This window comes from Pseudomonas sp. D1-36, from assembly GCF_051132205.1.
GTDB lineage: Bacteria > Pseudomonadota > Gammaproteobacteria > Pseudomonadales > Pseudomonadaceae > Aquipseudomonas.
Genome location: NZ_CP071674.1, coordinates 4776597 through 4803107, shown reverse-complemented (window position 1 = coordinate 4803107; position 26511 = coordinate 4776597). Strand labels below are relative to the sequence as shown.

24 protein-coding genes, 4 tRNA genes and 1 pseudogene are annotated in these 26511 nt (G+C 60.5%); 15 read left to right on the top strand and 14 right to left on the bottom strand.

Going from position 1 to position 26511, the window contains the following annotated elements; all coding sequences use genetic code 11:
* The 4 genes and pseudogenes from thiO to J3P76_RS21500 all read left to right on the top strand — a co-directional run bounded on the left by thiO (position 1) and on the right by J3P76_RS21500 (position 2233).
* Positions 1 to 1101, top strand: a complete 1101-nt coding sequence (gene thiO, locus J3P76_RS21515) for a glycine oxidase ThiO (RefSeq protein ID WP_434609494.1) — start codon at positions 1 to 3, stop codon at positions 1099 to 1101.
* 186 nt (positions 1102 to 1287) lie between these two features.
* Positions 1288 to 1386, top strand: a pseudogene (locus tag J3P76_RS21510) (nucleoid-structuring protein H-NS); the annotation flags it as partial.
* Between the two features lie 653 nt (positions 1387 to 2039).
* Entirely contained in the window at positions 2040 to 2168 is a 129-nt protein-coding gene (locus tag J3P76_RS21505) for a hypothetical protein (RefSeq protein WP_434609496.1), read from the top strand.
* A complete protein-coding gene (locus J3P76_RS21500; protein ID WP_434635658.1) occupies positions 2144 to 2233 on the top strand; it encodes a DUF6124 family protein in 90 nt (29 codons plus the stop codon). Before J3P76_RS21505 ends, J3P76_RS21500 begins: the two co-directional genes overlap by 25 nt.
* Before the next feature lie 185 nt (positions 2234 to 2418).
* Here the strand turns inward: J3P76_RS21500 and J3P76_RS21495 are convergent, their stop codons facing one another.
* The 4 genes from J3P76_RS21495 to J3P76_RS21480 form a co-directional block, all read right to left on the bottom strand.
* Entirely contained in the window at positions 2419 to 3696 is a 1278-nt protein-coding gene (locus tag J3P76_RS21495) for a sigma-54-dependent transcriptional regulator (RefSeq protein WP_434702047.1), read from the bottom strand.
* Between the two features lie 65 nt (positions 3697 to 3761).
* The gene (locus J3P76_RS21490; RefSeq protein WP_434701218.1) at positions 3762 to 5351 is read right to left on the bottom strand and encodes a two-component system sensor histidine kinase NtrB; all 1590 of its coding nucleotides are present in this window, start codon (positions 5349 to 5351) and stop codon (positions 3762 to 3764) included.
* Positions 5341 to 5574 carry a PP0621 family protein gene (locus tag J3P76_RS21485; RefSeq protein WP_434562250.1) on the bottom strand — a complete coding sequence of 78 codons (234 nt, stop codon included), beginning with the start codon at positions 5572 to 5574 and terminating at the stop codon, positions 5341 to 5343. Before J3P76_RS21485 ends, J3P76_RS21490 begins: the two co-directional genes overlap by 11 nt.
* Positions 5575 to 5696: 122 nt before the next feature.
* A complete protein-coding gene (locus tag J3P76_RS21480; RefSeq protein ID WP_420767628.1) occupies positions 5697 to 6713 on the bottom strand; it encodes an outer membrane protein assembly factor BamD in 1017 nt (338 codons plus the stop codon).
* Positions 6714 to 6863: 150 nt separating this feature from the next.
* Here J3P76_RS21480 and rluD point away from each other — a divergent pair, with 150 nt between their 5' ends.
* From rluD to J3P76_RS21440, 8 genes are all read left to right on the top strand, one after another.
* Positions 6864 to 7826, top strand: a complete 963-nt coding sequence (rluD, locus tag J3P76_RS21475; RefSeq protein WP_420767627.1) for a 23S rRNA pseudouridine(1911/1915/1917) synthase RluD — start codon at positions 6864 to 6866, stop codon at positions 7824 to 7826.
* Positions 7823 to 8548, top strand: coding sequence for a peptidoglycan editing factor PgeF (pgeF, locus tag J3P76_RS21470; RefSeq protein WP_434562252.1), 726 nt, complete (start codon positions 7823 to 7825; stop codon positions 8546 to 8548). The genes rluD and pgeF overlap by 4 nt, the downstream gene beginning before the upstream one ends.
* Before the next feature lie 130 nt (positions 8549 to 8678).
* Complete coding sequence (gene clpB, locus J3P76_RS21465; protein ID WP_420767625.1) at positions 8679 to 11243, top strand: ATP-dependent chaperone ClpB; 2565 nt, start codon at positions 8679 to 8681, stop codon at positions 11241 to 11243.
* 315 nt (positions 11244 to 11558) lie between these two features.
* Positions 11559 to 11634 (top strand) — tRNA-Asn (locus J3P76_RS21460).
* A 7-nt stretch (positions 11635 to 11641) separates the two neighbouring features.
* Positions 11642 to 11718: transfer RNA gene (locus J3P76_RS21455), tRNA-Pro, on the top strand.
* A gap of 5 nt (positions 11719 to 11723) precedes the next feature.
* A tRNA-Lys gene (locus J3P76_RS21450) sits at positions 11724 to 11799 on the top strand.
* 94 nt (positions 11800 to 11893) lie between these two features.
* Positions 11894 to 11970, top strand: a tRNA-Pro gene (locus J3P76_RS21445).
* A gap of 153 nt (positions 11971 to 12123) precedes the next feature.
* A complete protein-coding gene (locus J3P76_RS21440; RefSeq protein ID WP_434701217.1) occupies positions 12124 to 13749 on the top strand; it encodes a methyl-accepting chemotaxis protein in 1626 nt (541 codons plus the stop codon).
* A 60-nt stretch (positions 13750 to 13809) separates the two neighbouring features.
* Here the strand turns inward: J3P76_RS21440 and J3P76_RS21435 are convergent, their stop codons facing one another.
* The 3 genes from J3P76_RS21435 to J3P76_RS21425 form a co-directional block, all read right to left on the bottom strand.
* Positions 13810 to 15108 carry an NAD(P)/FAD-dependent oxidoreductase gene (locus J3P76_RS21435; protein ID WP_420767624.1) on the bottom strand — a complete coding sequence of 433 codons (1299 nt, stop codon included), beginning with the start codon at positions 15106 to 15108 and terminating at the stop codon, positions 13810 to 13812.
* A gap of 69 nt (positions 15109 to 15177) precedes the next feature.
* Positions 15178 to 15351, bottom strand: a complete 174-nt coding sequence (locus J3P76_RS21430; RefSeq protein ID WP_039593877.1) for a DUF3094 family protein — start codon at positions 15349 to 15351, stop codon at positions 15178 to 15180.
* A gap of 88 nt (positions 15352 to 15439) precedes the next feature.
* Positions 15440 to 16066, bottom strand: coding sequence for a DUF1780 domain-containing protein (locus J3P76_RS21425; RefSeq protein WP_030140261.1), 627 nt, complete (start codon positions 16064 to 16066; stop codon positions 15440 to 15442).
* Positions 16067 to 16210: 144 nt separating this feature from the next.
* Between J3P76_RS21425 and J3P76_RS21420 the strand changes: the two genes are divergently transcribed.
* Positions 16211 to 16897 carry an energy-coupling factor ABC transporter permease gene (locus tag J3P76_RS21420; protein ID WP_420767623.1) on the top strand — a complete coding sequence of 229 codons (687 nt, stop codon included), beginning with the start codon at positions 16211 to 16213 and terminating at the stop codon, positions 16895 to 16897.
* Positions 16898 to 16906: 9 nt separating this feature from the next.
* On the opposite strand, the gene yacG is transcribed toward J3P76_RS21420, so the two are convergent.
* From yacG to pilB, 5 genes are read right to left on the bottom strand one after another with little or no spacing between them, the layout of a single operon-like run.
* On the bottom strand, positions 16907 to 17113 hold the full coding sequence (yacG, locus tag J3P76_RS21415) for a DNA gyrase inhibitor YacG (RefSeq protein ID WP_030140256.1): 207 nt from the start codon (positions 17111 to 17113) through the stop codon (positions 16907 to 16909).
* Entirely contained in the window at positions 17110 to 17733 is a 624-nt protein-coding gene (coaE, locus tag J3P76_RS21410; protein ID WP_420767622.1) for a dephospho-CoA kinase, read from the bottom strand. Before coaE ends, yacG begins: the two co-directional genes overlap by 4 nt.
* Positions 17733 to 18602, bottom strand: coding sequence for a prepilin peptidase (locus J3P76_RS21405; RefSeq protein WP_434609503.1), 870 nt, complete (start codon positions 18600 to 18602; stop codon positions 17733 to 17735). The genes coaE and J3P76_RS21405 overlap by 1 nt, the downstream gene beginning before the upstream one ends.
* 1 nt (position 18603) lies before the next feature.
* A complete protein-coding gene (locus tag J3P76_RS21400; RefSeq protein WP_420767620.1) occupies positions 18604 to 19821 on the bottom strand; it encodes a type II secretion system F family protein in 1218 nt (405 codons plus the stop codon).
* 2 nt (positions 19822 to 19823) lie between these two features.
* Positions 19824 to 21524: a type IV-A pilus assembly ATPase PilB gene (gene pilB / locus J3P76_RS21395; protein WP_434609505.1), complete on the bottom strand. Its 1701-nt coding sequence runs from the start codon at positions 21522 to 21524 to the stop codon at positions 19824 to 19826.
* Between the two features lie 225 nt (positions 21525 to 21749).
* Between pilB and J3P76_RS21390 the strand changes: the two genes are divergently transcribed.
* Together J3P76_RS21390 and J3P76_RS21385 are read left to right on the top strand one after the other, a co-directional pair.
* Complete coding sequence (locus J3P76_RS21390) at positions 21750 to 22181, top strand: pilin (protein WP_420767618.1); 432 nt, start codon at positions 21750 to 21752, stop codon at positions 22179 to 22181.
* A gap of 306 nt (positions 22182 to 22487) precedes the next feature.
* Positions 22488 to 22841 (top strand): BON domain-containing protein, encoded by a 354-nt coding sequence (locus J3P76_RS21385; RefSeq protein ID WP_420767617.1) that lies wholly within the window; start codon positions 22488 to 22490, stop codon positions 22839 to 22841.
* A 317-nt stretch (positions 22842 to 23158) separates the two neighbouring features.
* On the opposite strand, the gene J3P76_RS21380 is transcribed toward J3P76_RS21385, so the two are convergent.
* Complete coding sequence (locus J3P76_RS21380) at positions 23159 to 23458, bottom strand: DUF2845 domain-containing protein (protein ID WP_420767616.1); 300 nt, start codon at positions 23456 to 23458, stop codon at positions 23159 to 23161.
* Position 23459: 1 nt separating this feature from the next.
* On the bottom strand, positions 23460 to 26393 hold the full coding sequence (locus tag J3P76_RS21375) for a DUF748 domain-containing protein (protein WP_434701215.1): 2934 nt from the start codon (positions 26391 to 26393) through the stop codon (positions 23460 to 23462).
* Positions 26394 to 26511 lie beyond the last annotated feature (118 nt).

Below are 26511 nucleotides of genomic sequence, written 5' to 3'. Positions count from 1 at the left end.
ATGACCAGGCAACAGCAAGTGGTGATCGTCGGCGGTGGGGTGATTGGCCTTCTGACCGCATTCAATCTGGCCTGCGAGGGGCAGCGCGTCGTGCTGCTGGATCGCTCCGGCGTTGGGCAGGAGTCATCCTGGGCGGGTGGCGGTATCGTTTCGCCGTTGTACCCGTGGCGTTATAGCCCGGCGGTCACCGCGCTGGCCCATTGGTCACAGGATTTTTATCCACAGCTGGGCGAGCGCTTGTTTGCCGCCACCGGGATTGATCCACAGGTGCATGTCACCGGGCTGTATTGGCTCGACCTCGATGACCAGGACGAAGCGCTGGCCTGGGCCGAGCGGGAAGGGCGTCCGTTGCGCGCCGTGGATATCTCGGCGGTTCACGACGCCGTGCCGGTGCTGGGCTCAGGGTTTTCCCGGGCGATCTACATGGCCGACGTGGCTAACGTGCGTAATCCCCGGCTGGTGAAATCCCTCAAGGCCGCGTTGGCAGCGCTGCCCAACGTCACGCTCCATGAGTACTGCGAAGTCCGGGGATTCATACGCGACGGTGAGCGCGTGGTGGGAGTGGACAGCTCGGCTGGAGCGATTCGCGGCGATCAAGTGGTATTGGCGGCTGGCGCCTGGAGTGGCGAGCTGCTCAAGACATTGGGCTTGAAGTTACCGGTCGAACCGGTGAAGGGGCAGATGATCCTGTACAAATGCGCGGAGGATTTTTTGTCGAGCATGGTCCTGGCCAAGGGGCGCTACGCGATTCCACGTCGTGATGGGCACATCTTGGTTGGAAGTACGCTGGAGCGTGAGGGCTTTGACAAGACGCCGACCGATGCCGCGCTGGAGAGTCTCAAGGCTTCGGCGGTGGCGCTTATTCCTGAGCTTGCCGATGCCGAGGTGGTTGGGCACTGGGCGGGGTTGCGACCTGGGTCGCCGAAAGGGATTCCCTATATTGGCGAAGTGCCAGGGTTTGCGGGGCTTTGGTTGAACTGTGGGCATTATCGCAATGGGCTGGTGCTGGCGCCGGCTTCGTGTCGGTTGTTTGTGGATTTGATGTTGGGGCGCGAGCCGGTGGTTGATCCTGTGCCTTATGCGCCGGCTGGGCGGTTGTAGTTGTGACCGGGTACATATCCATATCTGCGGTAATGGCTGCTTAGGGTTCCGCCCTTACGGCGGGTCACTTTTTTCAGACGCCAAAAAAGTAACCAAAAAGGCTTTGCCCCACCACTCGGTGCCTCGCCTAGGCTCGGCATGCCTTCACTCCGGCCTTGCTCAGCGGGCCGCCGCGAAGGGCCATCCATGGCCCAGCGCGGCTACCTCGGCATCCATGCCGAGGTGCCCACTGCGCAAGGCCTGCGTTCAGCCATCGTGGTTAACGGGGCGCCTCAGATCAAAATCAAAATCAACGGCAGTCACACTCCAATCCAAATTGTGGGATTTGCGGTGGCCCACAAATCTGTAGATCGTCATCAAGCTAATGCGGGTCCGTCCGCTGTTGCTGTTGCTGTTGCTGTTGCTGTTGCTGTTGCTGTTGCTGTTGCTGTTGCTGTTGCTGTTGCTGTTGCTCTGCTTTTGATTTTGATCTATACGCCCCGTTAAACCACGCTGGCCGAACGCAGGCATTGTGTAGTGGGCATCCCGGCATGGATGCCGGGATAGCCGCGCTGGGCCATGGATGGCCCTTCGCGGCGGGCCCACGGAGCAATGCCGGAGTGAGGGAACACCTCGCCTAGGCGAGGTGCCGAGTGGTGGGGCAAAGCGCTTTTGGTTACTTTTGGCGCTCTTCCAAAAGTGACCCGCTGTAAGAGCGGAACCGCCCGTGGTCGTTACCGCAGAAACGGATATACACACCAGCGATGGAGGCCTAAACAACTGGCCAAAATTTGTCGGAATGGTCGGACAGCGTCCTCAATCAAGCCGAATTATCCGACAAGGTCTGGCGGTTGCCGGATGGGAAGAACTCTCGCTAACCTATTCCCGTCGCTGCCAATTCAGCGTCCGGGCGTCGCGGCCCGCTAACTTGGTAATCCATTCCTCTTTGGAGTACCGCAATGTATGACAAGCCTTCTTCACCTTCAGAAAACAATAAAGCCTCTCCTGACGCCAGCCTTAACCCAGAAGGGCTCGATGAAGCCACCAAGCGCACCATCGACAAATCGCCCTGGGCGTACAGCAACTGATTGAACTGGGTGAATTGGTCGCCAATCGAGTGCTGGACGAGCAGGTACCGGTGACCGGGCGGTAGACGGCGCCTCTGCGGTAATCACAACCCATGTGGCGAGGGAGCTTGCTCCCGCTGGGCAGCGCAGCAGCCCCAACAGCAACGACTCGGTCCGCCTGATACAGCGAGGTGCCAGATTAGGGCTGCGTTGCAGCCCAGCGGGAGCAAGCTCCCTCGCCACGGGATGAGCATGAACCCCAAGCTTTGAGCTAATCCAACCCCAACTTCTTCAACCGATATCGCATCGACCGAAACGACAACTTCAATCGTTGTGCCGCCGCCGTGCGATTCCAGCGGGTTTCCTCCAGCGCCTGAAGGATGACCTTGCGTTCAACGTCTTCGAGGTAGTCTTCCAGGTTGTCGACCCGCACCAGGTCGGCATTGGCCACGTCGCCACCCGCGTAGCTCTCGGCAAGGCGCAGGTCATCGGCCTCGATCTGATGGTGTTCGCAAAGGGTATAGGCCCTTTCCAGCATGTTTTCCAATTCCCGCACGTTGCCCGGAAAACGATAGTTGCGCAGAGCCTCGAGTGCTTGTGGGTGCAGCTTCGCCACAGGGTTGCCAGTGCTGGCGGCCAGGCGCTGGAGCATGTGGTTGGCCAGGGGTTCGATGTCTTCACGGCGTTCGCGCAGGGGCGGGACGCGCAGTTCGATGACGTTCAGTCGGTAGTACAAATCCTGGCGAAAGCGCCCGGCGGCGACTTCAGCGTCCAGGTCTTTATGGGTGGCACAGAGGATTCGTACGTCCACCACTTCTTCCTGCTGGCCTCCGACGGCGCGAACGGCTTTCTCCTGGATGGCGCGCAAGAGTTTGACCTGCATCGCCAGCGGCAGGTCGGCCACTTCATCGAGGAACAGCGTTCCGCCGTGCGCGGCCTGGAACAGTCCGGGTTTGTCTTCGATGGCGCCGGTAAAGCTGCCTTTTCGATGGCCGAAAAACTCGCTTTCCATTAGCTCATTGGGAATCGCCCCACAATTGACAGGCACGAAGTGCTGACTGGCACGGGGCCCTTGCTCGTGGATCAGGCGGGCGACCAGTTCCTTGCCGCAACCCGATTCGCCGCTGATGTACACCGGCGCCTGGCTGCGGGCCAGTTTTTCGATGTGCTTGCGCACGCTGCGCATCGGTGGCGAATCGCCCAATAGACAGCGTTCGACGGTGGCGGCGGGCGGGATGGCCGCTGAAAGGCGCAGGGCGCTGCCGACCAGTTCCCGCAGGCGAGTCAGGTCCACGGGCTTGGTCAGGAAATCGAAGGCGCCGGCCTTGAGGGCGTCGATGGCGACGTCCAGGCTGCCGTAGGCAGTGATCATCGCCACGGGCAGTTGGGGATAACGTTGCTGGATATGTTTCACAAGTTCCAGGCCGGTGCCATCGGGCAGGCGCATGTCGGTCAGGCACAGGTCGAAGGCTTCGCCCGCCAGGGCGGATTGCGCCTCGGCCAGGTTCTTGGCGCTGCGGGTGTCGAGTTTCATCCTTCCCAGGGTCATTTCCAGGAGTTCGCGGATGTCCGGCTCGTCATCGACGACCAGGATTCGTTGCCGTGAGCGTGTATTCAAATCTGTTTCCGTCCGTGAGCAAAGGTGATGCGAAAGCAGCCGCCGCCTTGGCGTGGTTTGAAGTCTAGGCGGGCCTGGTTGCTTTCGCACAGCTCACGGGACAGATAGAGCCCAAGGCCGGTACCCTGGTTGCTGGTGGTGAAGAACGGTTCGAACAGGTGTGTCTGCTGGTCAGGTGTCACGCCGGGGCCGTTGTCGCGGATGTCCAGTGTCGCCAGTTGACTGCGGGGATCGGTGAATAGCTCCAGCCACGCCTCGGCCTGTTCATGGGCCATTGCGCTGTGGCGCCAGGCGTTGCGCAGCAGGTTATCCAGCACCTGGGCCAGCTGGCCGGGGTCCATCAGGGTGATGTAGTCGCCTGGAGCGATGTCCAGGTGCAACTGTTGGTGTTGCGCGGCGCTTTCCCTGGCCTGTTGGACGAATTGCTCCAACCAGGTGCGTAGATCCAGGCGTTGGGGCGCGGTTTGCTGGCGGCGTGACAGCTGCAGGACATTCTCGATGACGCGATTCATGCGTTGGGAGTGATCTTGAATAATCTGCGTCAGACGCCGGTCCGCGTCGTTCAGTTCCTCGGACTCGCGCAGCAATTGCGCAGCGTGGCTGATCGCTCCCAGCGGGTTGCGGATTTCATGGGCGATACCGGCGGTGAGGCGACCGAGGGAAGCCAACTTCAGTTGCTGGGCGTGTTGGGCCACCTGGGCCAGATCTTCGAGAAATACCAGGATCTGCTGCTGATCCTGCGATCCCAGGGCGATAAAGCTGGGCTGCAACGTCAGGCCGCTGCCGCTGATGGTCAGGCTTTGCGGCCGCAGGCTGGGGTTGTTCAGCCATAGTTGCAGTCGTTCGACCAGGGCGATCGATGAATCGTCGATTCGCTGGCCGATCAGGTCATGCATGCCCAGCAGGTTCAAGGCGCTTTCATTGGCCAGTTGGACCCTGCGTTGACGATCCAGGACCAGGATGCCGGTGCGCATGCGTTGCAGGATCAATGCGTTGAGCGCTTCGAGGCTGAGCACTTCGCTGGCCCTTTGCTCGGCGAGGATCTCGCTCGCTTCCAGTCGTCGGGTCAGGCGCTGCACGAGCAACGCGGCGGCAAAGCACAAGGCGCCCAGGGTGCCCGCCTGCAAATAACTGCTGGGCCGGCTCGAATCGCTGAGGCCGAGCACGAAAGTCGAGCCGACGATTCCGAGGGTGGCCACGGCGGCGAGCAGAAGGCCGATTCGGCCGCGCAGCAAGGTATTGCCGATCGCCACCGACACAATGATCAGGTTACCGATGGCGCTGGGGGCGCCGCCCGCGACGAAGAACAGCCACGACAGCAGCAATATGTCGGTCAATGCCAGGCCAAACAGTCGCGCGGGGTGGCGAGTGTTCTCCAGGAACACTACCAGCAGGATGTTCAATATCAGGTATAACCAACTGCCACTGCGTAGCAGGTCGTCGTTGGCGAACTCCAGCAGGCGGTTGTCCATGTTGCTGGAGATCAACAGCACCAGGGTGATGCCGATGCTGAGGCGGTACAGGTGATAAAGACGCAGCAGGCGCTGCGCCTGTTTGACGCGAGGGCGTTCGTCCTTAGCGATCACGAGTGCCCGGGCCTTGCTCGAGATGAGCTTGGCTGCAGTACCATTGTTGCTGGAGCTCCAGCGCCCGGTCCCGTGGCAAGTGAACGCCGCAATGGGCGCAGCGAACCATCGGCGGCGCGTCCTGCTCCCGGGGCGCGTTGGACGCGGAGGAGGCACCCTTGAACTTGCGCCACAGCCATATCGCGGCGGCAATCAGTACGATCCAGAACAATAGACGAAGCATGGTGGGCGACTTTTTGGCTAGAGATCAGGCAGTTTAGCCAAGGACAGGAACGGCGCACAGCGCAATAAAACCCAGGCACAAAAAAGGAGACTCGCGAGTCTCCTTTTTCATCGGGCCGTGTGTCAGTCGAACAGGCCGAAGGTCATGTAGCTGAACCAGGAGCGGTCGCTGGACTCGCTTTCAGGCTCTGGCTCTTCGATCACGTCGCCATTTTCATCCTTTGGCTTGAGCTCGTTCGGAATGGCTTCCTTGGCATCCTGGAACTGACGCTGTACGTCCTGGTTGGCGCGGGTTTCGCCCGGTGGCAGCGGAGGACGGGACTCGATCAGGCCAAGGGTCGCCTTGCTCAGCCACGAACGGTTGTCGGCTTCGTCGACGCGTGGGGTGAATTGGCCGTCGACCAGGGAAGGGTGGTCGGGGTAGTTCAGCTTCAGGGTTTCCAGGCTGGTGGCCGCAAGTTCGTCCAGGTGCAGGCGCTGGTAGGCTTCGGTCATCACCGCCAGGCCGTCGCCGACCGATGGGGTTTCCTGGAAGTTTTCCACCACGTATCGGCCACGGTTGGCGGCGGCGACGTAGGCCTGGCGAGTCAGGTAGTAATCAGCCACGTGGATTTCGTAGGACGCCAGCAGGTTGCGCAGGTAGATCATGCGCTGCTTGGCGTCGGGCGAATAACGGCTGTTGGGGAAGCGGCTGGTCAGCTGGGCGAACTCGTTGTAGGAGTCGCGCGCGGCGCCCGGGTCACGCTTGGTCATGTCCAGCGGCAGGAAGCGCGCCAGCAGTCCGACGTCCTGGTCGAAGGAGGTCAGGCCCTTGAGGTAGTAAGCGTAATCGACGTTCGGGTGCTGCGGGTGCAGACGAATGAAGCGCTCGGCGGCGGACTTGGCAGCTTCCGGCTCGGCGTTCTTGTAGTTGGCGTAGATCAGCTCCAACTGCGCCTGGTCGGCGTAGCGACCGAACGGATACCGCGACTCCAGCGCCTTCAGCTTGGCGGTGGCGCTGGTGTAGCTGTTGTTATCCAGGTCGTTCTGCGCCTGTTGGTACAGTTCGACTTCGCTCAGGTTTTCGTCTACGACTTCCTTCGACGAGCAAGCAGCAGTCAATGCGAGGATGGCGATCAGCAGCAGGTGTTTCACTTGCATGGCGGCTTGCGTCCCTATGACGGCCGCTGTCTTGGGCGGGGCCGTCCTGTTATGATGAGCGCCCCGTTGAAAGCCTCGGGGCAAAAGACGCCGTATTTAACCACAAGCGCGCAGCCGAAACCAAAGGCTGTGCCGACGCCCAGTCCGAGCATGTCCGATAAAATAGAACTTCGCGCAGAGGTGCCGTCCGAATTGGGCGGCCAACGCCTCGATCAAGTCGCCGCCCAACTCTTCGCCGAGCACTCGCGCTCGCGCCTTTCCGCCTGGATCAAGGACGGCCGCCTGACGGTGGACGGGGCGGTGATCCGCCCGCGCGACATCGTCCATGGCGGTGCCGTCCTCGAGCTGACCGCCGAGCAGGAGGCCCAGGGAGAATGGGTCGCCCAGGACATTGCCCTGGACATCGTCTATGAAGACGACGATATCCTGGTGATCAACAAGCCTGCGGGCCTGGTGGTCCACCCGGCGGCCGGTCATGCCGACGGCACGTTGCTCAACGCCTTGCTGCACCACGTGCCGGGCATCATCAATGTGCCGCGCGCCGGTATCGTCCATCGCCTGGACAAGGACACCACCGGTCTGATGGTGGTCGCCAAGACCATCCAGGCGCAGACGCAACTGGTGACACAGCTGCAAAGCCGGAGCGTCAGCCGCATCTATGAGTGCATCGTGATCGGGGTGGTCACCGCCGGTGGCAAGATCAACGCGCCGATCGGCCGTCACGGCCAGCAGCGCCAGCGCATGGCCGTGATGGAAGGCGGAAAGCAGGCCGTCAGCCACTACCGCGTGCTTGAACGCTTCCGTTCCCACACCCACGTGCGGGTCAAGCTGGAAACCGGCCGGACCCACCAGATCCGCGTGCACATGGCTCACATCAATTTCCCATTGGTGGGCGACCCGGCCTATGGCGGTCGTTTCCGTATTCCACCGGCTGCCAGCCAGACCATGGTGGAATCACTGAAGAATTTCCCTCGACAGGCGCTGCACGCGCGCTTCCTTGAGCTCGATCACCCGACGACCGGCAAGCGCATGAGCTGGGAATCGCCGCTGCCGGATGATTTTGTCTGGCTTTTGACGTTGCTCAAGCAGGACCGCGAGGCGTTCATCGGATGAATGACTGGCTGCTCCCCGACTGGCCCGCGCCAGCCCGGGTCAAAGCCTGCGTCACCACCCGCGAAGGCGGCGTCAGCCTGGCGCCGTTCGACAGCCTCAACCTGGGCGACCATGTCGGCGACGACCCTGCGGACGTCGCTGAAAATCGTCGCCGCCTCACCGACCGATTCGCGATTACTCCAACCTGGCTGCAGCAAGTCCACGGTATTGACGTGGTCGAGGCTGATCCGACCCAGGTGGTTACCGCTGATGCGAGCTGGAGCGCCACGCCGGGTGTCGCTTGCACGGCAATGACGGCCGATTGCCTGCCGGTGTTGTTCTGCAACCGCGCCGCAACCCATGTCGCGGCGGCCCATGCCGGGTGGCGCGGACTGGCGAACGGTGTGCTGGAAGCCACCCTCGATAGCCTTGCCATGCCCGCGGATGAAATCCTTGCCTGGCTCGGCCCGGCCATCGGTCCGCAAGCGTTCGAAGTTGGGCCGGAAGTGCGCGAAGCCTTTATTGCGCAACTGGCCGACGCAGAGCGAGCCTTCGTACCCAGCCACAACACCGGCAAGTTCCTGGCTGATATCTACGCGCTGGCGCGCCTGCGTCTGGCGGCACGGGGCGTTACCGCCGTGTACGGTGGCGGCTTGTGCACCGTGACCGACCCACGCTTCTTTTCCTATCGCCGCAACGCGCGCACCGGTCGCTTCGCTTCCTTGATCTGGCTCGAACGCTAGACTCTCCTGATCTGTATCAACAGTGCGCTGCTTGAATCTTCCAGAATCGGCCACATCTATAGCGGTATCTGGCAGGTTTCTTCATTCAGGATGTTTTTTAGGTCCGGCCTGCTCAATAGGAAGGTGACCCATGCGTATTGACCGTTTAACCAGCAAATTACAATTGGCCTTGTCCGACGCCCAGTCCTTGGCCGTCGGGCTGGACCATCCCAGTATCGAACCGGCGCATTTGATGCAGGCCATGCTCGAACAGCAGGGCGGCTCGATCAAGCCGCTGCTGATGCAAGTGGGCTTTGACGTCAACAGCCTGCGCAAGGAACTGGCCAAAGAACTCGACCAGTTGCCCAAGATCCAGAATCCGACCGGTGATGTGAACATGTCCCAGGATCTGGCGCGGCTGCTCAACCAGGCCGACCGCCTGGCCCAGCAGAAGGGCGACCAGTTCATTTCCAGCGAACTGGTGTTGCTCGCCGCGATGGACGAGAACAGCAAGCTTGGCAAGTTGCTGCTCGGTCAGGGCGTGAGCAAGAAAGCCTTGGAAAACGCCATCAACAACCTGCGCGGGGGCGATGCGGTCAACGACCCGAACCACGAGGAAGCGCGTCAAGCCCTGGATAAATACACCGTCGACCTGACCAAGCGCGCCGAAGAAGGCAAGCTCGACCCGGTGATCGGCCGTGACGATGAAATCCGTCGAACCATCCAGGTCCTGCAACGGCGCACGAAGAACAACCCGGTCCTGATCGGTGAGCCCGGCGTGGGTAAGACCGCCATCGCCGAAGGCTTGGCCCAGCGCATCATCAACGGCGAAGTGCCGGACGGGCTGAAGGGCAAGCGCCTGCTGTCTCTGGACATGGGGGCGCTGATCGCTGGCGCCAAGTATCGCGGTGAATTCGAAGAACGGCTCAAGGCCCTGCTCAATGAACTGTCGAAGCAGGAAGGCCAGATCATTCTATTCATCGATGAATTGCACACCATGGTTGGCGCCGGCAAGGGCGAAGGCTCGATGGACGCCGGCAACATGCTCAAGCCTGCGCTGGCCCGTGGTGAGCTGCATTGCGTCGGTGCGACCACGCTCAACGAATACCGCCAATACATCGAGAAAGACGCGGCGCTTGAGCGGCGATTCCAGAAAGTGCTGGTGGATGAGCCCAGCGAAGAAGACACCATCGCCATCTTGCGCGGCCTGAAGGAGCGCTATGAGGTCCACCACAAAGTGGCCATCACCGATGGCGCGATCATCGCGGCGGCCAAGCTCAGCCATCGCTATATCACCGACCGTCAGTTGCCGGACAAGGCCATCGACCTGATCGACGAGGCCGCCAGCCGTATCCGCATGGAAATCGACTCCAAGCCCGAAGTGCTGGATCGGTTGGAGCGACGCTTGATTCAACTCAAGGTCGAGTCCCAGGCGCTGAAAAAAGAAAGCGACGAAGCGGCGAAGAAACGTCTGGAAAGATTGCAGGAAGAAATCGTTCGTCACGAGCGCGAATATTCCGATCTCGAAGAGATCTGGAATTCGGAAAAAGCTGAAGTCCAGGGTTCGGCTCAGATCCAGCAAAAGATCGAACAATCCCGCCAGGAGCTGGAAGCGGCTCGCCGCAAAGGTGACCTCAACCGCATGGCCGAGCTGCAATACGGGGTCATCCCGGACCTGGAGCGCAGCCTGCAGATGGTCGACCAACACGGCAAAAGCGAAAACCAGCTGCTGCGCAGCAAGGTCACCGAGGAAGAAATCGCCGAAGTGGTGTCCAAGTGGACCGGCATTCCGGTCTCGAAGATGCTCGAAGGCGAGCGCGACAAGCTGCTGAAGATGGAAAGCCTGTTGCACCAGCGTGTGATCGGCCAGGAAGAAGCGGTGGTGGCGGTGTCCAACGCCGTGCGCCGGTCCCGTGCCGGGTTGTCGGACCCCAACCGTCCGAGCGGCTCGTTCATGTTCCTCGGCCCGACCGGTGTGGGTAAAACCGAGCTGTGCAAGGCGCTGGCCGAGTTCCTCTTCGATACCGAGGAAGCCATGGTGCGCATCGACATGTCCGAATTCATGGAGAAGCACTCCGTGGCCCGCTTGATCGGCGCACCGCCGGGCTATGTTGGATATGAAGAGGGCGGTTACCTGACCGAGGCCGTGCGTCGCAAGCCGTACTCGGTGATATTGCTCGATGAGGTCGAGAAAGCGCACCCGGATGTCTTTAACATCCTGCTGCAAGTGCTGGAGGACGGTCGCCTGACCGACAGTCATGGGCGCACGGTGGACTTTCGCAACACGGTGATCGTGATGACCTCCAACCTGGGCTCGACGCAGATTCAGGAGCTGGTCGGCGATCGCGAGGCGCAACGTGCCGCAGTGATGGATGCGATCTCTACGCACTTCCGGCCGGAGTTCATCAACCGTGTTGACGAAGTGGTGATCTTTGAGCCGTTGGCCCGGGATCAGATCGCCGGCATCACCGAGATCCAGCTGGGTCGCCTGCGCAGCCGCCTCACCGAGCGCGAGTTGAAGCTGCAACTGAGCGACGAGGCGTTGGACAAGCTGATCGCGGTGGGTTACGACCCGGTCTATGGCGCGCGGCCGCTCAAGCGAGCGATCCAGCGCTGGATCGAAAACCCGTTGGCGCAGTTGATTCTGTCCGGGCGGTTCATGCCGGGCGAAACCGTGACCGGTACCGTGGAAAACGACGAAATCGTCTTCAACTGAAGGCCGGCATCGCCGGATATTGGAATGGCCTTGCATTGCGAGGCCATTTTTTTCATCAGGCCGTTGAACTCAAAGGAAAAGACTTGTAAAGTGCGCCCCGCAGTACGTCACCCCAAGGGCGACTTCTCTTTGGGAAGGAACCTAAAATAAGTTGCAAATCATTGTCTTGAAAGCAATTTAAGGGGTTGACAGAGGTTACGAAGATTGTAGAATAGCGCGCCTCAGACACACGAACGCAGCGATGCTGACGGGTAGAAGAGGTTGAAGCTGGCTTCAATGTTGTAGCTTCAAATAGCAGTAACTTGAAATATCAGTTCCGTGATAGCTCAGTCGGTAGAGCAAATGACTGTTAATCATTGGGTCCCAGGTTCGAGTCCTGGTCACGGAGCCATTTCAATCGGGGTATAGCGCAGTCCGGTAGCGCGCCTGCTTTGGGAGCAGGATGTCAGGAGTTCGAATCCCCTTACCCCGACCATATTTGGGTCGTTAGCTCAGTTGGTAGAGCAGTTGGCTTTTAACCAATTGGTCGTAGGTTCGAATCCCACACGACCCACCATTTTTGAAACCAGTTCGCTGGAATCGAATCTTAAGATCAGAGGCCAAAAGCGCTGATCGAGGAAGGCGACTTGCGAAGGTCGCCTTTTTTTTACCGGGGTATAGCGCAGTCCGGTAGCGCGCCTGCTTTGGGAGCAGGATGTCAGGAGTTCGAATCCCCTTACCCCGACCATATTAAGAATCCCCGTATCGAAAGATACGGGGATTTTTTTTGCCTGCGGAAAAGCCGATGGCTTCAAGTCGTCGTACAACCTGCCGATAACCCGCCAACAGGGCAAGCATCGATCGCCCACCTTCAGGCCAACAACAAGAAAAGGCGCCCGACATGTTCCTTCGCCAACTGAATATTGCCCGCCGCGCCGCGCTGGGTTTTGCCTTGATCGCCGTCCTGGTGGCGCTGCTCGGGGTCTTTGCGCTGGGACAGATGTCGAGCATTCGCGACAGTGAGGTCGCGGTGGAAACCCAGTGGTTGCCCAGCATCCGTGGCGGAGACGAGATCCGTGAATTGATGCTGCGCATTCGCACCATTTCCCTGCGCATGGCCTTGGATCAGGACCCGAAAAACATTGCGGTGTATCGCGGCCAGATGGATACCCGCGATAAAGAACTGAGCGAAAAAATCGCCAGTTACGACAAATTGGTCGTCACGCCGGAAGGCAAGGCGCTTTACGACCAGTTCAAACAGACTTTCGCCGCCTATCGTTCGGGTATCGCCCAGTCGTTTACCTTGGCGGAGCAGGGGCGTCGGGATGAGCTGATCAAGCTGTTGCTGGTGGACATGAAAACCGTGGTGGACGGTTCGGGCAAACAGCTCAATGATCTGGCGGAATTATTCTCCAAGCAGGTGTCGATCGAGAGCCAGAAGTCCCAGGAGCACTACGTCAATTCCCGCATGATCGTCAGCCTGTTCATTGTGCTTGCCGCCCTGGCTACGGTGGCCCTGGCCATGTTGCTCACGCGCAGCATCGTCAAGCCCCTGGGCGAGGCGCTGAATGCTGCGCAGAGCGTAGCCCGGGGTGACCTGACCCGGCCGATCGAGACCCATGGCAACGATGAAGTCAGCCGTTTGCTCATGGCGCTGGCGGCCATGCAGCAGAATCTGCGTGAGACGTTGCAGGGCATCAGCGGCTCGGCCGCGCAACTGGCCACGGCAGCCGATGAGCTGAACGCCGTCACGCTCGACAGCACCCACAGCCTGCAGCAGCAGAACAACGAAATTGAACAGGCTGCCACTGCCGTCACCGAGATGACCACCGCCGTGGAGGAAGTCGCGCGCAACGCCGTTTCAACCTCCGACGCCACCCGCCAATCCAGCGAATCGGCGACGTTGGGGCAGGAGCGGGTCAGCGACACCGTCGACGCCATCAGCGCGCTCGCCAACGATGTTCAGGTTACCGGCGGCCTGGTGCAGTCACTGGCCAGCCAATCCCAGGATATCGGCAAAGTGCTGGATGTGATTCGGGCCATTGCCGAGCAGACCAACTTGCTGGCCCTTAACGCGGCCATTGAAGCGGCCCGGGCGGGAGAGAGCGGGCGGGGGTTTGCGGTGGTTGCCGACGAGGTGCGGGCGCTGGCGTATCGCACGCAGCAATCGACCCAGGAGATCGAGCAGATGGTCCAGGGCATGCGCAGCGGTGCCACCCAGGCGCTGGATTCCATGCAAGCCAGTTCCAGCCGTGCGGCGAGCACCCTCGCGATGGCGGAGCGGGCAGGGGAAGCGCTGCAAACCATTACGGCATCGGTCAGCGAGATCCATGAGCGCAACCTGGTCATCGCCAGTGCCGCCGAAGAACAGGCGCAAGTGGCTCGCGAGGTTGATCGCAACCTGGTGAATATTCGCGATTTGTCCGTGCGCTCGGCTTCCGGCGCGGATCAGACCAGTGCCTCCAGCCATGAATTGTCGCAGCTTGCAAACTCGCTGCGCACGATGGTGCAGCGGTTTCAGGTTTGATTGACGACTAAGTGCTGGACGGGCGGTGTTCCCACGCGAAGCGTGGGAACGATCGTCATGTCAGTGCAGTTTCAACCGTGGCTCGGTCCCACGCCCGATCTTGCTACCCAGCATCAGCATCGCGGTACGGAACATCCCGTACAGCGCCATCTGGTGCATGCGGTACAACGACACATAGAACATCCGCGCCAGCCAGCCTTCAAGCATCACGCTGCCGGTCAGGTTGCCCATCAGGTTACCCACCGCCGAAAAGCGCGACAGCGAGATCAGCGAGCCGTAGTCAGTGTATTTGTATTCAGGCAAGGCCTTGCCCTCGATCCGCAACTTCAGCGATTTAGCCAGCAGCGAGGCTTGCTGATGCGCTGCCTGGGCGCGGGGTGGGACGTTGCGGTCGCTGTCCGGTTGCGGGCAGGCGGCGCAGTCGCCGAAGGCAAAGATGTTGTCGTCGCGAGTGGTCTGGAGTGTCGGCAGCACCTGCAGCTGGTTGATCCGGTTGGTCTCCAGTCCGTCGATGTCCTTGAGGAATTCTGGCGCGCGGATCCCGGCGGCCCAGACTTTCAGGCTCGCGTCGATCACTTTGCCGTCCGCCGTAATCAAGCTGTCGGCAGTCACCTGGCTGACGGAGGCGTTGGTCATGACATTCACCCCAAGTTTTTCCAGGGTTTTGTGCACTGGCCCGCCGATCCGCTCTGGCAGTGCCGGCAAGACCCGTGGGCCCGCCTCGATCAGGGTGATGTGCATGTTCTCCGGTTTGATCCGGTCCAGGCCGTAGGCATGCAGTTCGTGGGCGGCGTTGTGCAGCTCGGCCGCCAGTTCAACGCCGGTCGCACCGGCGCCGACGATCGCAACGCTGATGCGCTCGATGGTATCGGTCTGCCCGGCGTGAGCGCGCAGGTAGTGGTGAAGCAACTGCTGGTGGAAGCGCTCGGCCTGCTTGCGGGTATCGAGGAACAGGCAATGCTGCGCCGCGCCCTCGGTGCCGAAATCGTTGGTGGTGCTGCCCACCGCGATCACCAGCGTGTCGTAGCCCAGCTCCCGGGCTGGCAACAGCTCGACGCCCGCCTCGTCATAGGTGGCGGCCAGTTGGATTCTCTTGTTCTCGCGATCCAGGCCGCTCATGCGCCCGAGCTGGAACTCGAAGTGGTTCCATTTCGCCTGGGCCACATAGTTGAGTTCGTCTTCGGAGGAGTTGAGGGAGCCGGCCGCTACTTCGTGGAGCAACGGTTTCCAGATGTGGGTCAGGTTCGCGTCGACCAGCATCACACTGGCCGTGCCACGCTTGCCCAGGGTCTTACCCAGACGGGTAGCCAACTCCAGACCGCCGGCGCCGCCGCCAACGATGACAATACGATGAGTCATGGGGATATCTCGCAAGGCTAAAGGAATTCGGTGCCGTTACCTGCGCGAGCGTCAATGACAAAAAGCGGCTCATAGCGTCAGGTAACTGATCAATCGGCTCAACAGGCCCAGGCCAATCGTGATGGCCAGTACCACCACCAGGAGCATCCACGGCCGGAAAGGCCGGCGCTCGACTCGGTGCTGGGACAGTTGCAGGTACTCTTCGACATGCTTCTGGTCATCTGGGTTCAGGCGGCTGGTCATAAAGGCCTCGTCAGGTAGACGTTGCGGAATGTGAAGACGTTACAGTGTCTGGCTATCCGGCGTATACAGCCCTGAGACGACAAGCGAATCACAGGCTGATCCCCACGTCGAAGACAATGCTGCGGCCCAGGTTGCCTCGCAGGAAGTCCGGCGCATCGGGGTGGGCGAACAGCACCCGGGCGAACGTCGGCCCCACCAGCGACAGCGAGCGCCAGCCCTGGCGCAGGTATTCGGTCGGCGGTGGGAAGTGGCTGTTGAGGTCCAGGACTTCGCGCTTGAGGCTGGCGAACGCGATGATGTCCAGTTCGCCCAGGTCCATGCCACGCTCGGTGTAGTTATGGGCTTTCTTGCGTAGGGTCGGTGCCAATCTCATCAGAAACTCATTGGCGGGAATTCGTCGGGGCTTGGCCTCGCGCCGCACCAGTTGGCTCAGTGAGAAGGCACTACGACGACGCTGCAGTTCATCGCGCCATTCGTCATTGAGACGACGGCCCTCGTCGAGCACAAAAAATACTTCGAAATTGGCGTCGCGAAACAGCACATCCGGCGGCTCTCCGGCCGGAGCGAATTCGTCGGCGCGATAAGGCACGTTGAGCCCTTGTAACAGGCGCTGGCAGACCCACCGCTCACGCTCCCATTTGCGGGCGTTGGAGAGAAAGGCGTTGGCCTGCTCGGCCGCGATGGTCAGCAGGCGTAAATAATCGGAATCATCCATGAACCCAAGCTTAGCGTTCAATTGCTACAAGCCCAAAGCGTTGCGTTGATTAATGGCGTCCCGTGGGGAGGTGTAGACTGCCAGCTTGAATCTCGGGGCGACCACGGGGTCTGTGTTGCACGGGCATGCCAAAGGAGTAGATCGATGATCGGAGCCGAATTGCTCTCGTCGCAGACCTTGGTGGCCGGCTGGCTGATCTATGTGCCGGCGCTGGCCTGGGCGGTGGCGCGTGCTCCGTGGGTCGAGCTGTTTACCGACGGTCGTCGCCAGCATCTGTTGTTCGGCACGGTGTTCGCGCTGTTCATGTTGTGGCTGGTGCGACGAGACTTCGACACGGGCGTTTCGTATCACTTCATCGGCCTGACCGCCGTGACTCTGCTGTTGGACTGGCCGCTGGCGATCCTTGGTGGCTTGTGCGCGCAGCTCGCGCTGGTGCTGCTGGGCCGTCAGGACATGATGGCGGTCGGCATCAACGGCGCGCTGTTGGTTCTCCTGCCAGTGCTGATCACTGAGTGTTGCGCGATCCTGGTGGAGCGTGCCCAGCCGCGCAACCTGTTTGTGTATATCTTCTGCTCGGGGTTCCTGGCTGCCGCGCTTTCGGCGCTAGTCTGCCTGCTGCTGGGGCTGGGCCTGCTCTGGCATGACGGCATATTTGCCATGCCTTACTGGCTGGGGGATTTCATCGGCTACCTCTGGCTGATCATTTTTCCCGAGGCTTTCATCAACGGCATGGTGGTCAGCGCGTTGGTGGTGTTCAGCCCCGAATGGCTGGAGACTTTCAACCGCACGCGCTACCTGTCGGCACCCTGGAACGACGACGACAAGCCTTGATTGCGCTGTTTAATGGTGGGAACGAGGGTTGAAGTCTTCGCTGAACAACTCATCCTCGGCATCCGGGGCCACGGGGATCTTGTGTTCTTCCGACGCCCAGGCGCCCAGGTCGATCAGCTTGCAGCGATCTGAGCAGAATGGCCGGAATTTACTTTCAGGGGTCCACTCGACCGGGGCGCCACAGGTTGGGCAATCGACGATGGGGGGTTGGCTCATGGTTGGCCTCCACGCAAGGTAAGGTAAAAGTGATGCAGGCGCTCGACCTCGCTGTGCAGCCAGGTGAGATCGCGGTCGTTGACCACCACATCGTCGGCATGGTTCAGGCGGTCCTGACGGCTGGATTGGGCCTTGAGGATCGCCTGGACCTGCTGTTCGCTGGTCTGGTCGCGCTGCAAGGTGCGTTCGATCTGCAGTTGTTCAGGCGCGTCGATCACCAGGATCCGCTGGGTCATTGCGTATTGTCCCGACTCGATCAACAGCGGTGACACCAGGATCGCGTAGGGCGATTGGGCCTGCCCCAGATGATGGGCAATTTCCTCGGCAATCAGCGGGTGCAGCAGCTTTTCCAGCCAACGACGCTCATCGGCATTCTCGAAGATCAGCGTGCGCAGCGCCGAGCGATCCAGCGCGCCGTCTGCCTGCAACACGCCAGGGCCGAAGTGCTCGGCAATGCTTGCCAGTGCCGGGCGTCCAGGTTCGACCACCCAGCGTGCCGCATGATCGGCATCGATCGCGTGCACGCCCAGGTCGATGAAATGCTGGGCGGCGGCGCTCTTGCCGCTGCCGATGCCGCCGGTCAGGCCGAGAATCCAGGGTTTTTTCGCAGGGCTGTTCATTAGAAACCGACTGACTGCCAATAGAAGTCGGTTATTTGACCACCCCAGAGCAGCGCAATCCAGCCGGCGATGGCCAGATAGGGGCCGAAGGGGATTTGTGTCGAGGCCGGCGCGTCCCGCATGCGCAGCACAATAATGCCGACGACGGCGCCCACCAGCGAGGACAGCAACAGCGTCAGCGGCAAGATTTGCCAGCCCCCCCAGGCGCCCAGCATCGCCAGCAACTTGAAGTCGCCGTAGCCCATGCCTTCCTTGCCGGTGATCAGTTTGAAGACCCAGAACACCGACCACAGCGCCAGATAACCCGCCACCGCGCCCCACAATGCCTGGTTCAGCGAGACGAACAGCTCGAAGCTGTTGACGATCAGCCCCAGCCACAACAACGGCAGTACGAGGGTATCGGGCAGCAGCTGATGCTCGGCGTCGATCAGGCTCATGGACAGCAGGCCCCAGCTCAGCACCATCGCCATCGCGGCGTGCCAGCCGAAGCCGAAATGCCAGGCAACGAAAGCCGACAGCGCGCCGCAGGCCAGTTCGGTCAGTGGGTAGCGCTTGCCGATGGGCGCGGCGCAACTCGAACAACGGCCCCGCAACACGAGGTAGCTCAGCAGCGGAATATTTTCCCACGCCCGGATACGGTGGCCGCAATGAGGGCATTGGGAATGAGGCAGCATCAGGTTGTAGACCGGGCCAGGGGCCTGCGTCGGCAGGCCCAGCAGGTCCTGGGCTTGCAGGCGCCATTCACGGTCGAGCATCTTGGGCAGGCGCCACGCCAGCACATTGAGAAAGCTGCCGACGATCAGCCCGAGCAGCAATGCGGTCAGCACGAAAGCCAAGGGGTAAAGCACGAAGAATTCGCTCAGGGGCATGTCAGATCGCAGAGCCGAGTTGGAAGATGGGCATGTACATGGCAACCACAAGGCCACCGACCACCACCCCCAGGATTACCATGATGAAGGGTTCCATCAGGCTGGTGAGGTTGTCCACCAGATTATCCACCTCGGCTTCATAAAAACTCGCCACCTTGTCGAGCATGTCATCCAGCGCGCCTGATTCTTCGCCGATGGCGGTCATCTGAATCGCCAGGTTCGGGAAAACGCCGGAAGCGCGCATTGAAAAATTCAACTGCATGCCGGTCGAGACATCCTGCCGGATGCGTTGTACCGCGCGCTTGAACACTACGTTGCCGGTAGCGCCCGACACGGAATCGAGGGCTTCGACCAATGGTACGCCGGCCGCAAAGGTCGTCGACAGCGTACGGGCGTAGCGAGCCACGGCGGACTTGTACATCAAGGTGCCGATCAAGGGCAGCTTGAGCAGCCATTTGTCTCGCCAGTCACGAAATGCCTGGGAACGCTTGAGCGCATATTTCACGCCGAAGAACCCACCCACCAGCCCTCCCAGCAACATCCACCACCACTCTTGCAAGAACTCCGACAAGCCGATGACCATCAGCGTGAAGGCCGGCAGCTTTGCGCCAAAGCCTGCGAATACCGACTCGAACTGCGGCACGACCTTGATCAGCAGGATGCTTGTGACCACGGCGGCAACGGCGATCACCGCGGCAGGATAGGTCATGGCTTTCTTGATCTTGGCCTTGAGGGCCTCGCTTTTTTCCTTGTAGGTCGCGACGCGGTCCAGCAGCGTGTCCAGGGCACCGGCCTGCTCACCGGCATCTACCAGGTTGCAGTACAACTCGTCAAAATACTGGGGGCATTTGCGCAGCGAGGCGGCGAAACTGTTTCCGGCGGCGACCTCCTGCTTCACCTCGTCCACCAACTTGCGCATATTCGGGTTGTCGAAGCCCTCGCCAATGATATCGAACGCCTGCAACAGCGGCACCCCGGCCTTGAGCATCGTCGCCATCTGGCGGGTGAACAGGGCGATGTCCAACGGCTTGATGCGCTTGCCCTTGCTGAATATCGAGGTGGACTTTTTGCGAACCTTGCCCGGGTTGATGCCCTGCTTGCGCAACTGTGCCTTGACCAGTGCCGGGCTTTGGCCGGTCAGTTCGCCGGACATTTTCGTGCCTTTGCGGTCTTTGCCTTCCCACGTGTAGACGTCGGTTTTTACTGCCTTGACCGCCATGTTCAATCCTTGGTGACCCGGTTGATTTCTTCGAGGCTGGTGATGCCTTGCATCACTTTGAACAGCCCCGAGGTGCGCAAGTCGTTAAAGCCGTCCTTGCGCATCTGCAGGTCGATTTCCAGGGAGTTGCCCTCGGCCATGATCAATCGTTGCAGCTCTGGCGTGTTCTTCACCACTTCGTATACCCCCACGCGACCTTTGTAACCGCTGTTGCACTGTTCGCAACCGACCGGCTCATAGATCGTGAATGAGCCGATGCGTTCCCGGGGGAAACCCTCTTTAAGCAGGGTTTCCTCGGGAATCTCGATGGCTCTCTTGCACTGTGCGCACAGCTTGCGCGCCAGGCGCTGGGCGATGATCAGGTGGACCGCCGTGGCAATGTTGAAGCCGGGGATGCCCATGTTCTGCAGGCGGATCAGTGTTTCGGCGGCGCTGTTGGTGTGTAGGGTGGACAGCACCAGATGCCCGGTCTGGGCGGCCTTGATGGCGATTTCGGCGGTTTCCAGGTCACGGATCTCGCCGACCATGATCACGTCCGGGTCCTGACGCAGGAACGAGCGCAGGGCATGGGCGAAATCCAAGCCCTGGCGCGGGTTCACGTTGACCTGGTTGATGCCTTCCATATTGATTTCCACCGGGTCCTCCGCCGTGGAGATATTGATATCCACGGTGTTGAGGATGTTCAGGCCGGTGTAGAGCGACACGGTCTTGCCCGAGCCGGTCGGCCCGGTCACCAGGATCAACCCTTGTGGTTGCTTCAAGGCTGTCATGTACAGGTCTTTCTGTTCCGGCTCATAGCCCAGGGCATCGATGCCCATTTGCGCGCTGGAGGGATCGAGGATCCGGATCACCACTTTTTCCCCCCACAGCGTGGGCAGGGTATTGACCCGGAAGTCGATGGACTTGGTCTTCGACAGGCGCATCTTCAGTCGACCGTCCTGGGGTTTGCGTCGCTCGGAAATGTCCAGGCTCGCCATGACTTTCAAGCGCGCGGCAATGCGGTTGGCTAGCTGGATAGGAGGCTTGGCGACCTCCCGCAGCATGCCGTCGGTACGCACCCGCACCCGGTAGGTTTTCTCATAAGGCTCGAAGTGCAGGTCGGAAGAGCCGCCCTTGATCGCGTCCAGCAGCATCTTGTTGACGAAACGCACGACCGGCGCATCGTCGCCGTCCTGCCCCGCGATTGTGTCCTGCTTGCGGTCGTCGATCGACTCGATGTCCAGGCCGTCGAGATCGACGTCGGCCATGCCCTCCAGGCCGGTGCTGCTGGATTCGAAGAATTTTTCAATGGCATCGCTGAGCTTGTCGTCTTCCACCAGGATGGCTTCGGTGGTCAGGCCGGTGCTGAACTGGATGTCGTTGATGGCTTGGTGATTGGTGGGGTCGGAAATGCCCACATAGAGCTTGTTGCCGCGCCGCCACAGCGGCAGCACGTGATGCTGGCGCACCAGTTTCTCGCTGACCAGGCCGGCGGGCTGGTTGTCTTTGTCTAGGCTGTTGAGGTCCAGCAGGGCGATACCAAAATGCTCGGAGGCGATTTCCGCCACCTGGCGGCTCTGGATCAGTTTGTTTTGCACCAGGTAGCTGACCAGGGGCACTCGGTTGCGCTGGGCCTGTTGAAAAGCATGCTGCGCGCTTTGTTCGGTGATCAGTTCAGCCAACACCAATTGCTTGGCCAGGCCGCTGAGGGCGATGTCATTCATGGGGATACCGGACGCGGACTGTTCATGATTTATAGCCTAGTCAAGCATCGGTGGCTGACCAGCGAGCAGAGGTGACAAAAAGCGTCAGATAGTGCGGCTGTTGGGGTAGGAGGTTGATCTCATGCGGCAGGGAAAGCCTGGGCTGGCGGGGCTTCCAGGGTTGGCATGTGCCCTGCAATGACCGTTTCAGGTCATGAGATTTCGACTCATGCACGGGAGATGTCTATGAATAAGCAAAAGGGTTTTACACTGATCGAGCTGCTGATCGTGGTGGCGATCATTGGGATCCTGGCGACGTTTGCGTTGCCGCAGTACTCGAAGTACCAGGCGCGGGCGAAGGTGACGGTCGGGCTGGCGGAAGCTTCTTCATTGAAGGTGCCGGTTGAAGACCTTCTGAATAAAGGTACAACGCCAACCGCTGCCAACACGGGCGTACCGGCGTCGAGCAATAACTGCACGATGACCATTGGGGGTGACGCGGCCGCTGGGACGGCCAGCATCACTTGCACTATCAAAGAGGCACCTGCCTCCATCATAGGCAAGACGATCATTCTCAGCCGTGCCGGCACAGGTGCCTGGACATGTACTTCTAACGTTGCGGAAGAGTTCTTGCCTGCGGGCGGTTGCACAGCAGCGGCTGGCGCGGCAGCGGGTTGACAGTTGTTGCGAGACTAACCAAAGCCCCGCATCAGCGGGGCTTTGTCATTTAGCGGAGGTAAATCTCCAATATCGAAATAACCTCGGTAATTCATGAGCTTAGCAATCCGGCAAAACCCGCATGTTGCATGTACCAAATCCCTCGGTCATGCAATTTGCATGATTATGAAAATAACCGCTTCGCTTAACCTATTGATTTATAACGAATTTCACATCGTTTCGAAACTGGCACAGCCTTCGCACTACTCCTGACAACCTGCCGCGATGCAATTTCGGCAGTTTCTGAGAAAAACAGGAGTTACTCGTATGAAGAAGTTCGCTATCACTGCCGCTGCTGCCACTGCACTGACCCTGACCATGGCTAGCGCTTTCGCCGAGACCACTCAAGCAACTCAGGCCCCGATGATGCTGGCTGCGGGCGAAGTGACAGAGGCTAAGGAAGACGTTTCCGATACCTGGATCACCACCAAGGTCAAGGCCGACCTGGTGACCGAGAAAGGCATTCCAGGCTCCGACATCAAGGTTGAAACCAACAAGGGCGTCGTGTCCCTGTCTTCGACCGCTGTGTTGAGCGATGCCCAGAAAGACACCGCCGTCGCGATCGCCAAGAAAATCAAAGGGGTACGTGATGTGTCGGCCGATGGCCTGAAATCCGAGTAAGGCAAGGCTTCTCGCCTGGACGGGAGAAGGCGCGGCAAGCGGGCTGTGTTTTACGCTTGCCGATGCTTTGGAGTTCATGCGAAAGGCCACATGGACGTGGCCATTACAGGCCCCCGGCATTCGTGCCGGGGGCCTGTTCTATTCTGGGAGAGGAAATGTGAGCCAGTCAGGGAGACCGAGTTGCCCCCATCGCGAGCAAGCTCGCTCCCACGGCGGACCGAGTTTCTTCAGGTAGAAATGCAATCAAATGCGGGAGCGAGCCTGCTCGCGAAGGCGTAGGCACTGTCGCTGCAGATACCCTGGAATAGCCCAACCAATCACCGCCCACGCTTGCTGGTAATCTCCACCAGCCGATTCCTCTCGAAGCGTAAGTACTGGTACATCCCGCTACGGGGTCCGTAAGTCCATTCCTCCACCGGATACTCCTCCCGGCGGTTGACGCTGCGTTTGTAGCCCAGATCATCACGCGCTGCAGGCTGTCCACATTTTTGCAGCACCTCGCTCGTACGATCACCGATGCTGATCAAATGGCTGCCACAGCGCAACGTATTGGCGGCTGTGGCCTGGCCGGCTGCCAATAGCAGCAGACTCAGGCTGAATCCGTACCAATACTTCATTTCACTCCGCATCCAGATGCATTGGCGTAATGACGGTGCCGTCCTTTTCGGCCTGGCCCAGGCTGGCGTCAATGAAGTACACGCGGTCATCGGCCAGCTTGCCCTTGTCCACGAGGAAATCCTTGATGCTGCTGGCCCGCTCCTGGCCCAGTTCGCGCAACAGTACATCACTACCGCTCCAGAACTTGATGACGCCTTCACGGAGCTTGTCGATGCGGGCCTGTTTGTCCAGTTGCGTCCATTCAGCCGGTGGCTGGGTCTTCAGGCGGGTGCGGTAGATACCTTCCAGCAGCGGGGCTTTTTCGTCTTCCGGTACTTGCAACAGGGAAGCCTTGGCCGGGACTTTATCGCCTCGGCGCTGCAGTATCTTGTAGTAGTTGTACTGATATTCGCGTTCCAGGCGCTGGGCGGCGAGCAGCGGGCCGTCGCTGCTCTGGGCGGCGGTACCCTCGATCTCCAGGCGAAGTTCCGGACGTTTGCCCAAGGCCTCGGACAACTTCAACAACACGCTTTCGTTGTTCTGGCTCAGGTCGCTTGACCCGGGGGCGAACGCCACGCTGCCCAAGTCTTCCGAACCGCCGCCGGCCACCAGCCCGCCGATGAGCTTGAACGGTGCCTGGGCAGCGCGGACCACCAGGTTGCGCAGGGTTTGCCAGACGATTGGCATCACGCTGAACTGCGGATCGTTGAGGTTGCCGGAGACCGGCAGTTCAATGGAGATCCTGCCTTCGGAGTCCTTGAGCAGGGCGACGGCCAGCTTCAGCGGCAGGCTCACGGCGTCCGGGCTGTCGACCTTTTCGCCCAATTGCAATTGCTCGACCACGACTTTGTTGTCGGCCTGGAGCTGGCCCTTGGTGATCCGGTAATGCAGGTCGAGGTTGAGCCGGCCCTTGCGGATGCGATAGCCGGCGAACTTGCCGGAGTAGGGCGTCAGGGTCGTCAATTCGACCCGCTTGAAACTGGTGGCGATATCGAGACTGGCCATCGGGTCGAAGGGGTTGACCGCGCCCTTTATGGTCACCGGTGCGTAGCGGTCGACCTTGCCTTTTACGTCCACGGTGGCGGGCTTGGCCTGGCGGCTGTCGATGGTGCCGATCTCTCCGTTGAGCTGCTGGATGGCCGTGGCGAAGTTCGGCGTCAGGCTGAAGTCGGCAAAATTGGCCGAACCGTCATTGATCGCAATGGCTCCGACGTGAATGCCCAGCGGCTTTTCCTTCGATGCCGGTTTGGCCCCGCTGTTCTTGGCCGTGCCGTCGGCGGGTTGCGGGATCAACAGGTCGTCGACGTTGGTGGTGCGATCGTCATTGATCATGAACCGCGCGTAGGGTTGGAGCAGATTGACCTTGGCGATCGACAGGCTGTCGCCATGCTGGTAGTTGAGGCCCTGGAGTTCAAGGCGTTGCCATTTGAGGAAGTCGCGGGTCTTGAGCGTATCGAGGGTGTGCAACTGGTCGACCTGGGCGCGGCCGGTGACGGCCAATGCCAACGGCTCGGTGCTCTTGAGATCCACCACCAGGTCGCTGCCGAGCATCCCGGAGCGTAGCTCCAGGCGAATGAACGGGTTGATGTAGGCCTGGGCGACTCGCAGGTCGATGTCCTGGGTCTTGACGTTGAGCTTCGCGGTGACCGGGTTGAGGTTGACCACGCCGTCGGCGAGTACCTTGCCCTGCTTGCCCAGCCCGGTATCCAGCTTCAGGTTGAAGGGCGAGCCGTTGAGGGTGTCGTAGTTTTGCAGGTCGAGGTTCAGTGGGCCAACCTCCAAGGCTACGGGCGGCTGTGCCTGACGGTCGGCCAGGTGCACCTGGTAATCGCGCAACTGCACGTCTTTGAGCAGCACTTGCCACGGTTTGCTGGGTGCTGTCGGCTCAGGCTTGGGCGAGTCGGCGGCTGCCGGGGCCGAGGCGGGTTCGGCCTTGACCTGCGGTTTGGCTGGCTGGCTGGCGAATAGCTTCTGCCAGTCCAATTGTCCGTCCGCTTCCCGAGCGGCCCAGGTTTCCAGCTTCTGACTGCGGATCTTGCCGACGATGACCTGCTGCTTCGTCAGGTCCACGGAGGTTTCGCTTACGTCCAGGCGCTCCAGCCGTGCCAATGGACGGCCGTCAGGCGCCTTCATGGCGAACGGCGCGACGCTGACCGCTGCGTTGCTGAGCAGCAATTGCGTGCCCTGGGCGAGGTTGAGCTTGTAGTCGGTGCTGAGGTTCAGCACGCCGTTTTCCAACACCAGGGGCAGCGCGTCACGCACGTAGGGCCACCAGGCTTTCATCTGTCCATCGGTAATTTTCAGTGTGCCCTCGGAGGCAATTGGCGCGAGGCTGAAATTGCCCGTCCAGTCGATCTGCCCACCCTCGGGGCCCGCGGCCACCAATGTCATGTCTGCGCTGTCGTCGGGCAGGGTGCTGAGGTTTTTCAGCTCGAAATCGAGGGCGTCGTACAAAAACTCGATGGGCTCGCTGGGGCGCAGGTCCTGGAAATGCACGTAGCCGCTGGCAAGCCTGACCCGATCCACCCGCAGGGGAAACGGCTTGGCATCCGGATCGGCCGGGGTCGGCTCGCTGGGTGGCAGTTTGAACAGGCCCAGCAGGTTCAATTGGCCGTCCTTGGCGAACAACACTTCGGTCTTGGGCTTGTCCAGTTCGATGTCCGCCAGGTGCAGGGCGCCCGTCCACAGGCTGTCGACTTGCAGGTTGGCGTAGAGGCGTTCGAAGCCGACCTGCTCCTTGCCCGGCTCGCCGACGATCAGGCCCCACAAGGTCAATTCAAGGCTGAAGGGATTGAGTTCGATACGCTGGATCTGGGCCGGCACCGTGGCGTGGGCGGCCAGTTGCTGATTGACGATGCGCAGGGCGATGCCCGGCAAGATCAGGAAACCCATCAGGCTGTAGAGGGCCAGTGCGGTCAACAGGGCGCCGAAAGCGCGAATCAATCCTTTGGGCATGTGTGGCTTCGTCTGGTATGAATCGGAGTGCCTTGGAGTATGGCATGCGTTTACGGTTCCGAAGCCACTGTGTTTTATGAGATTTGTCCGTTTTTTTGGTGGGATCGCTGAGGCGTGC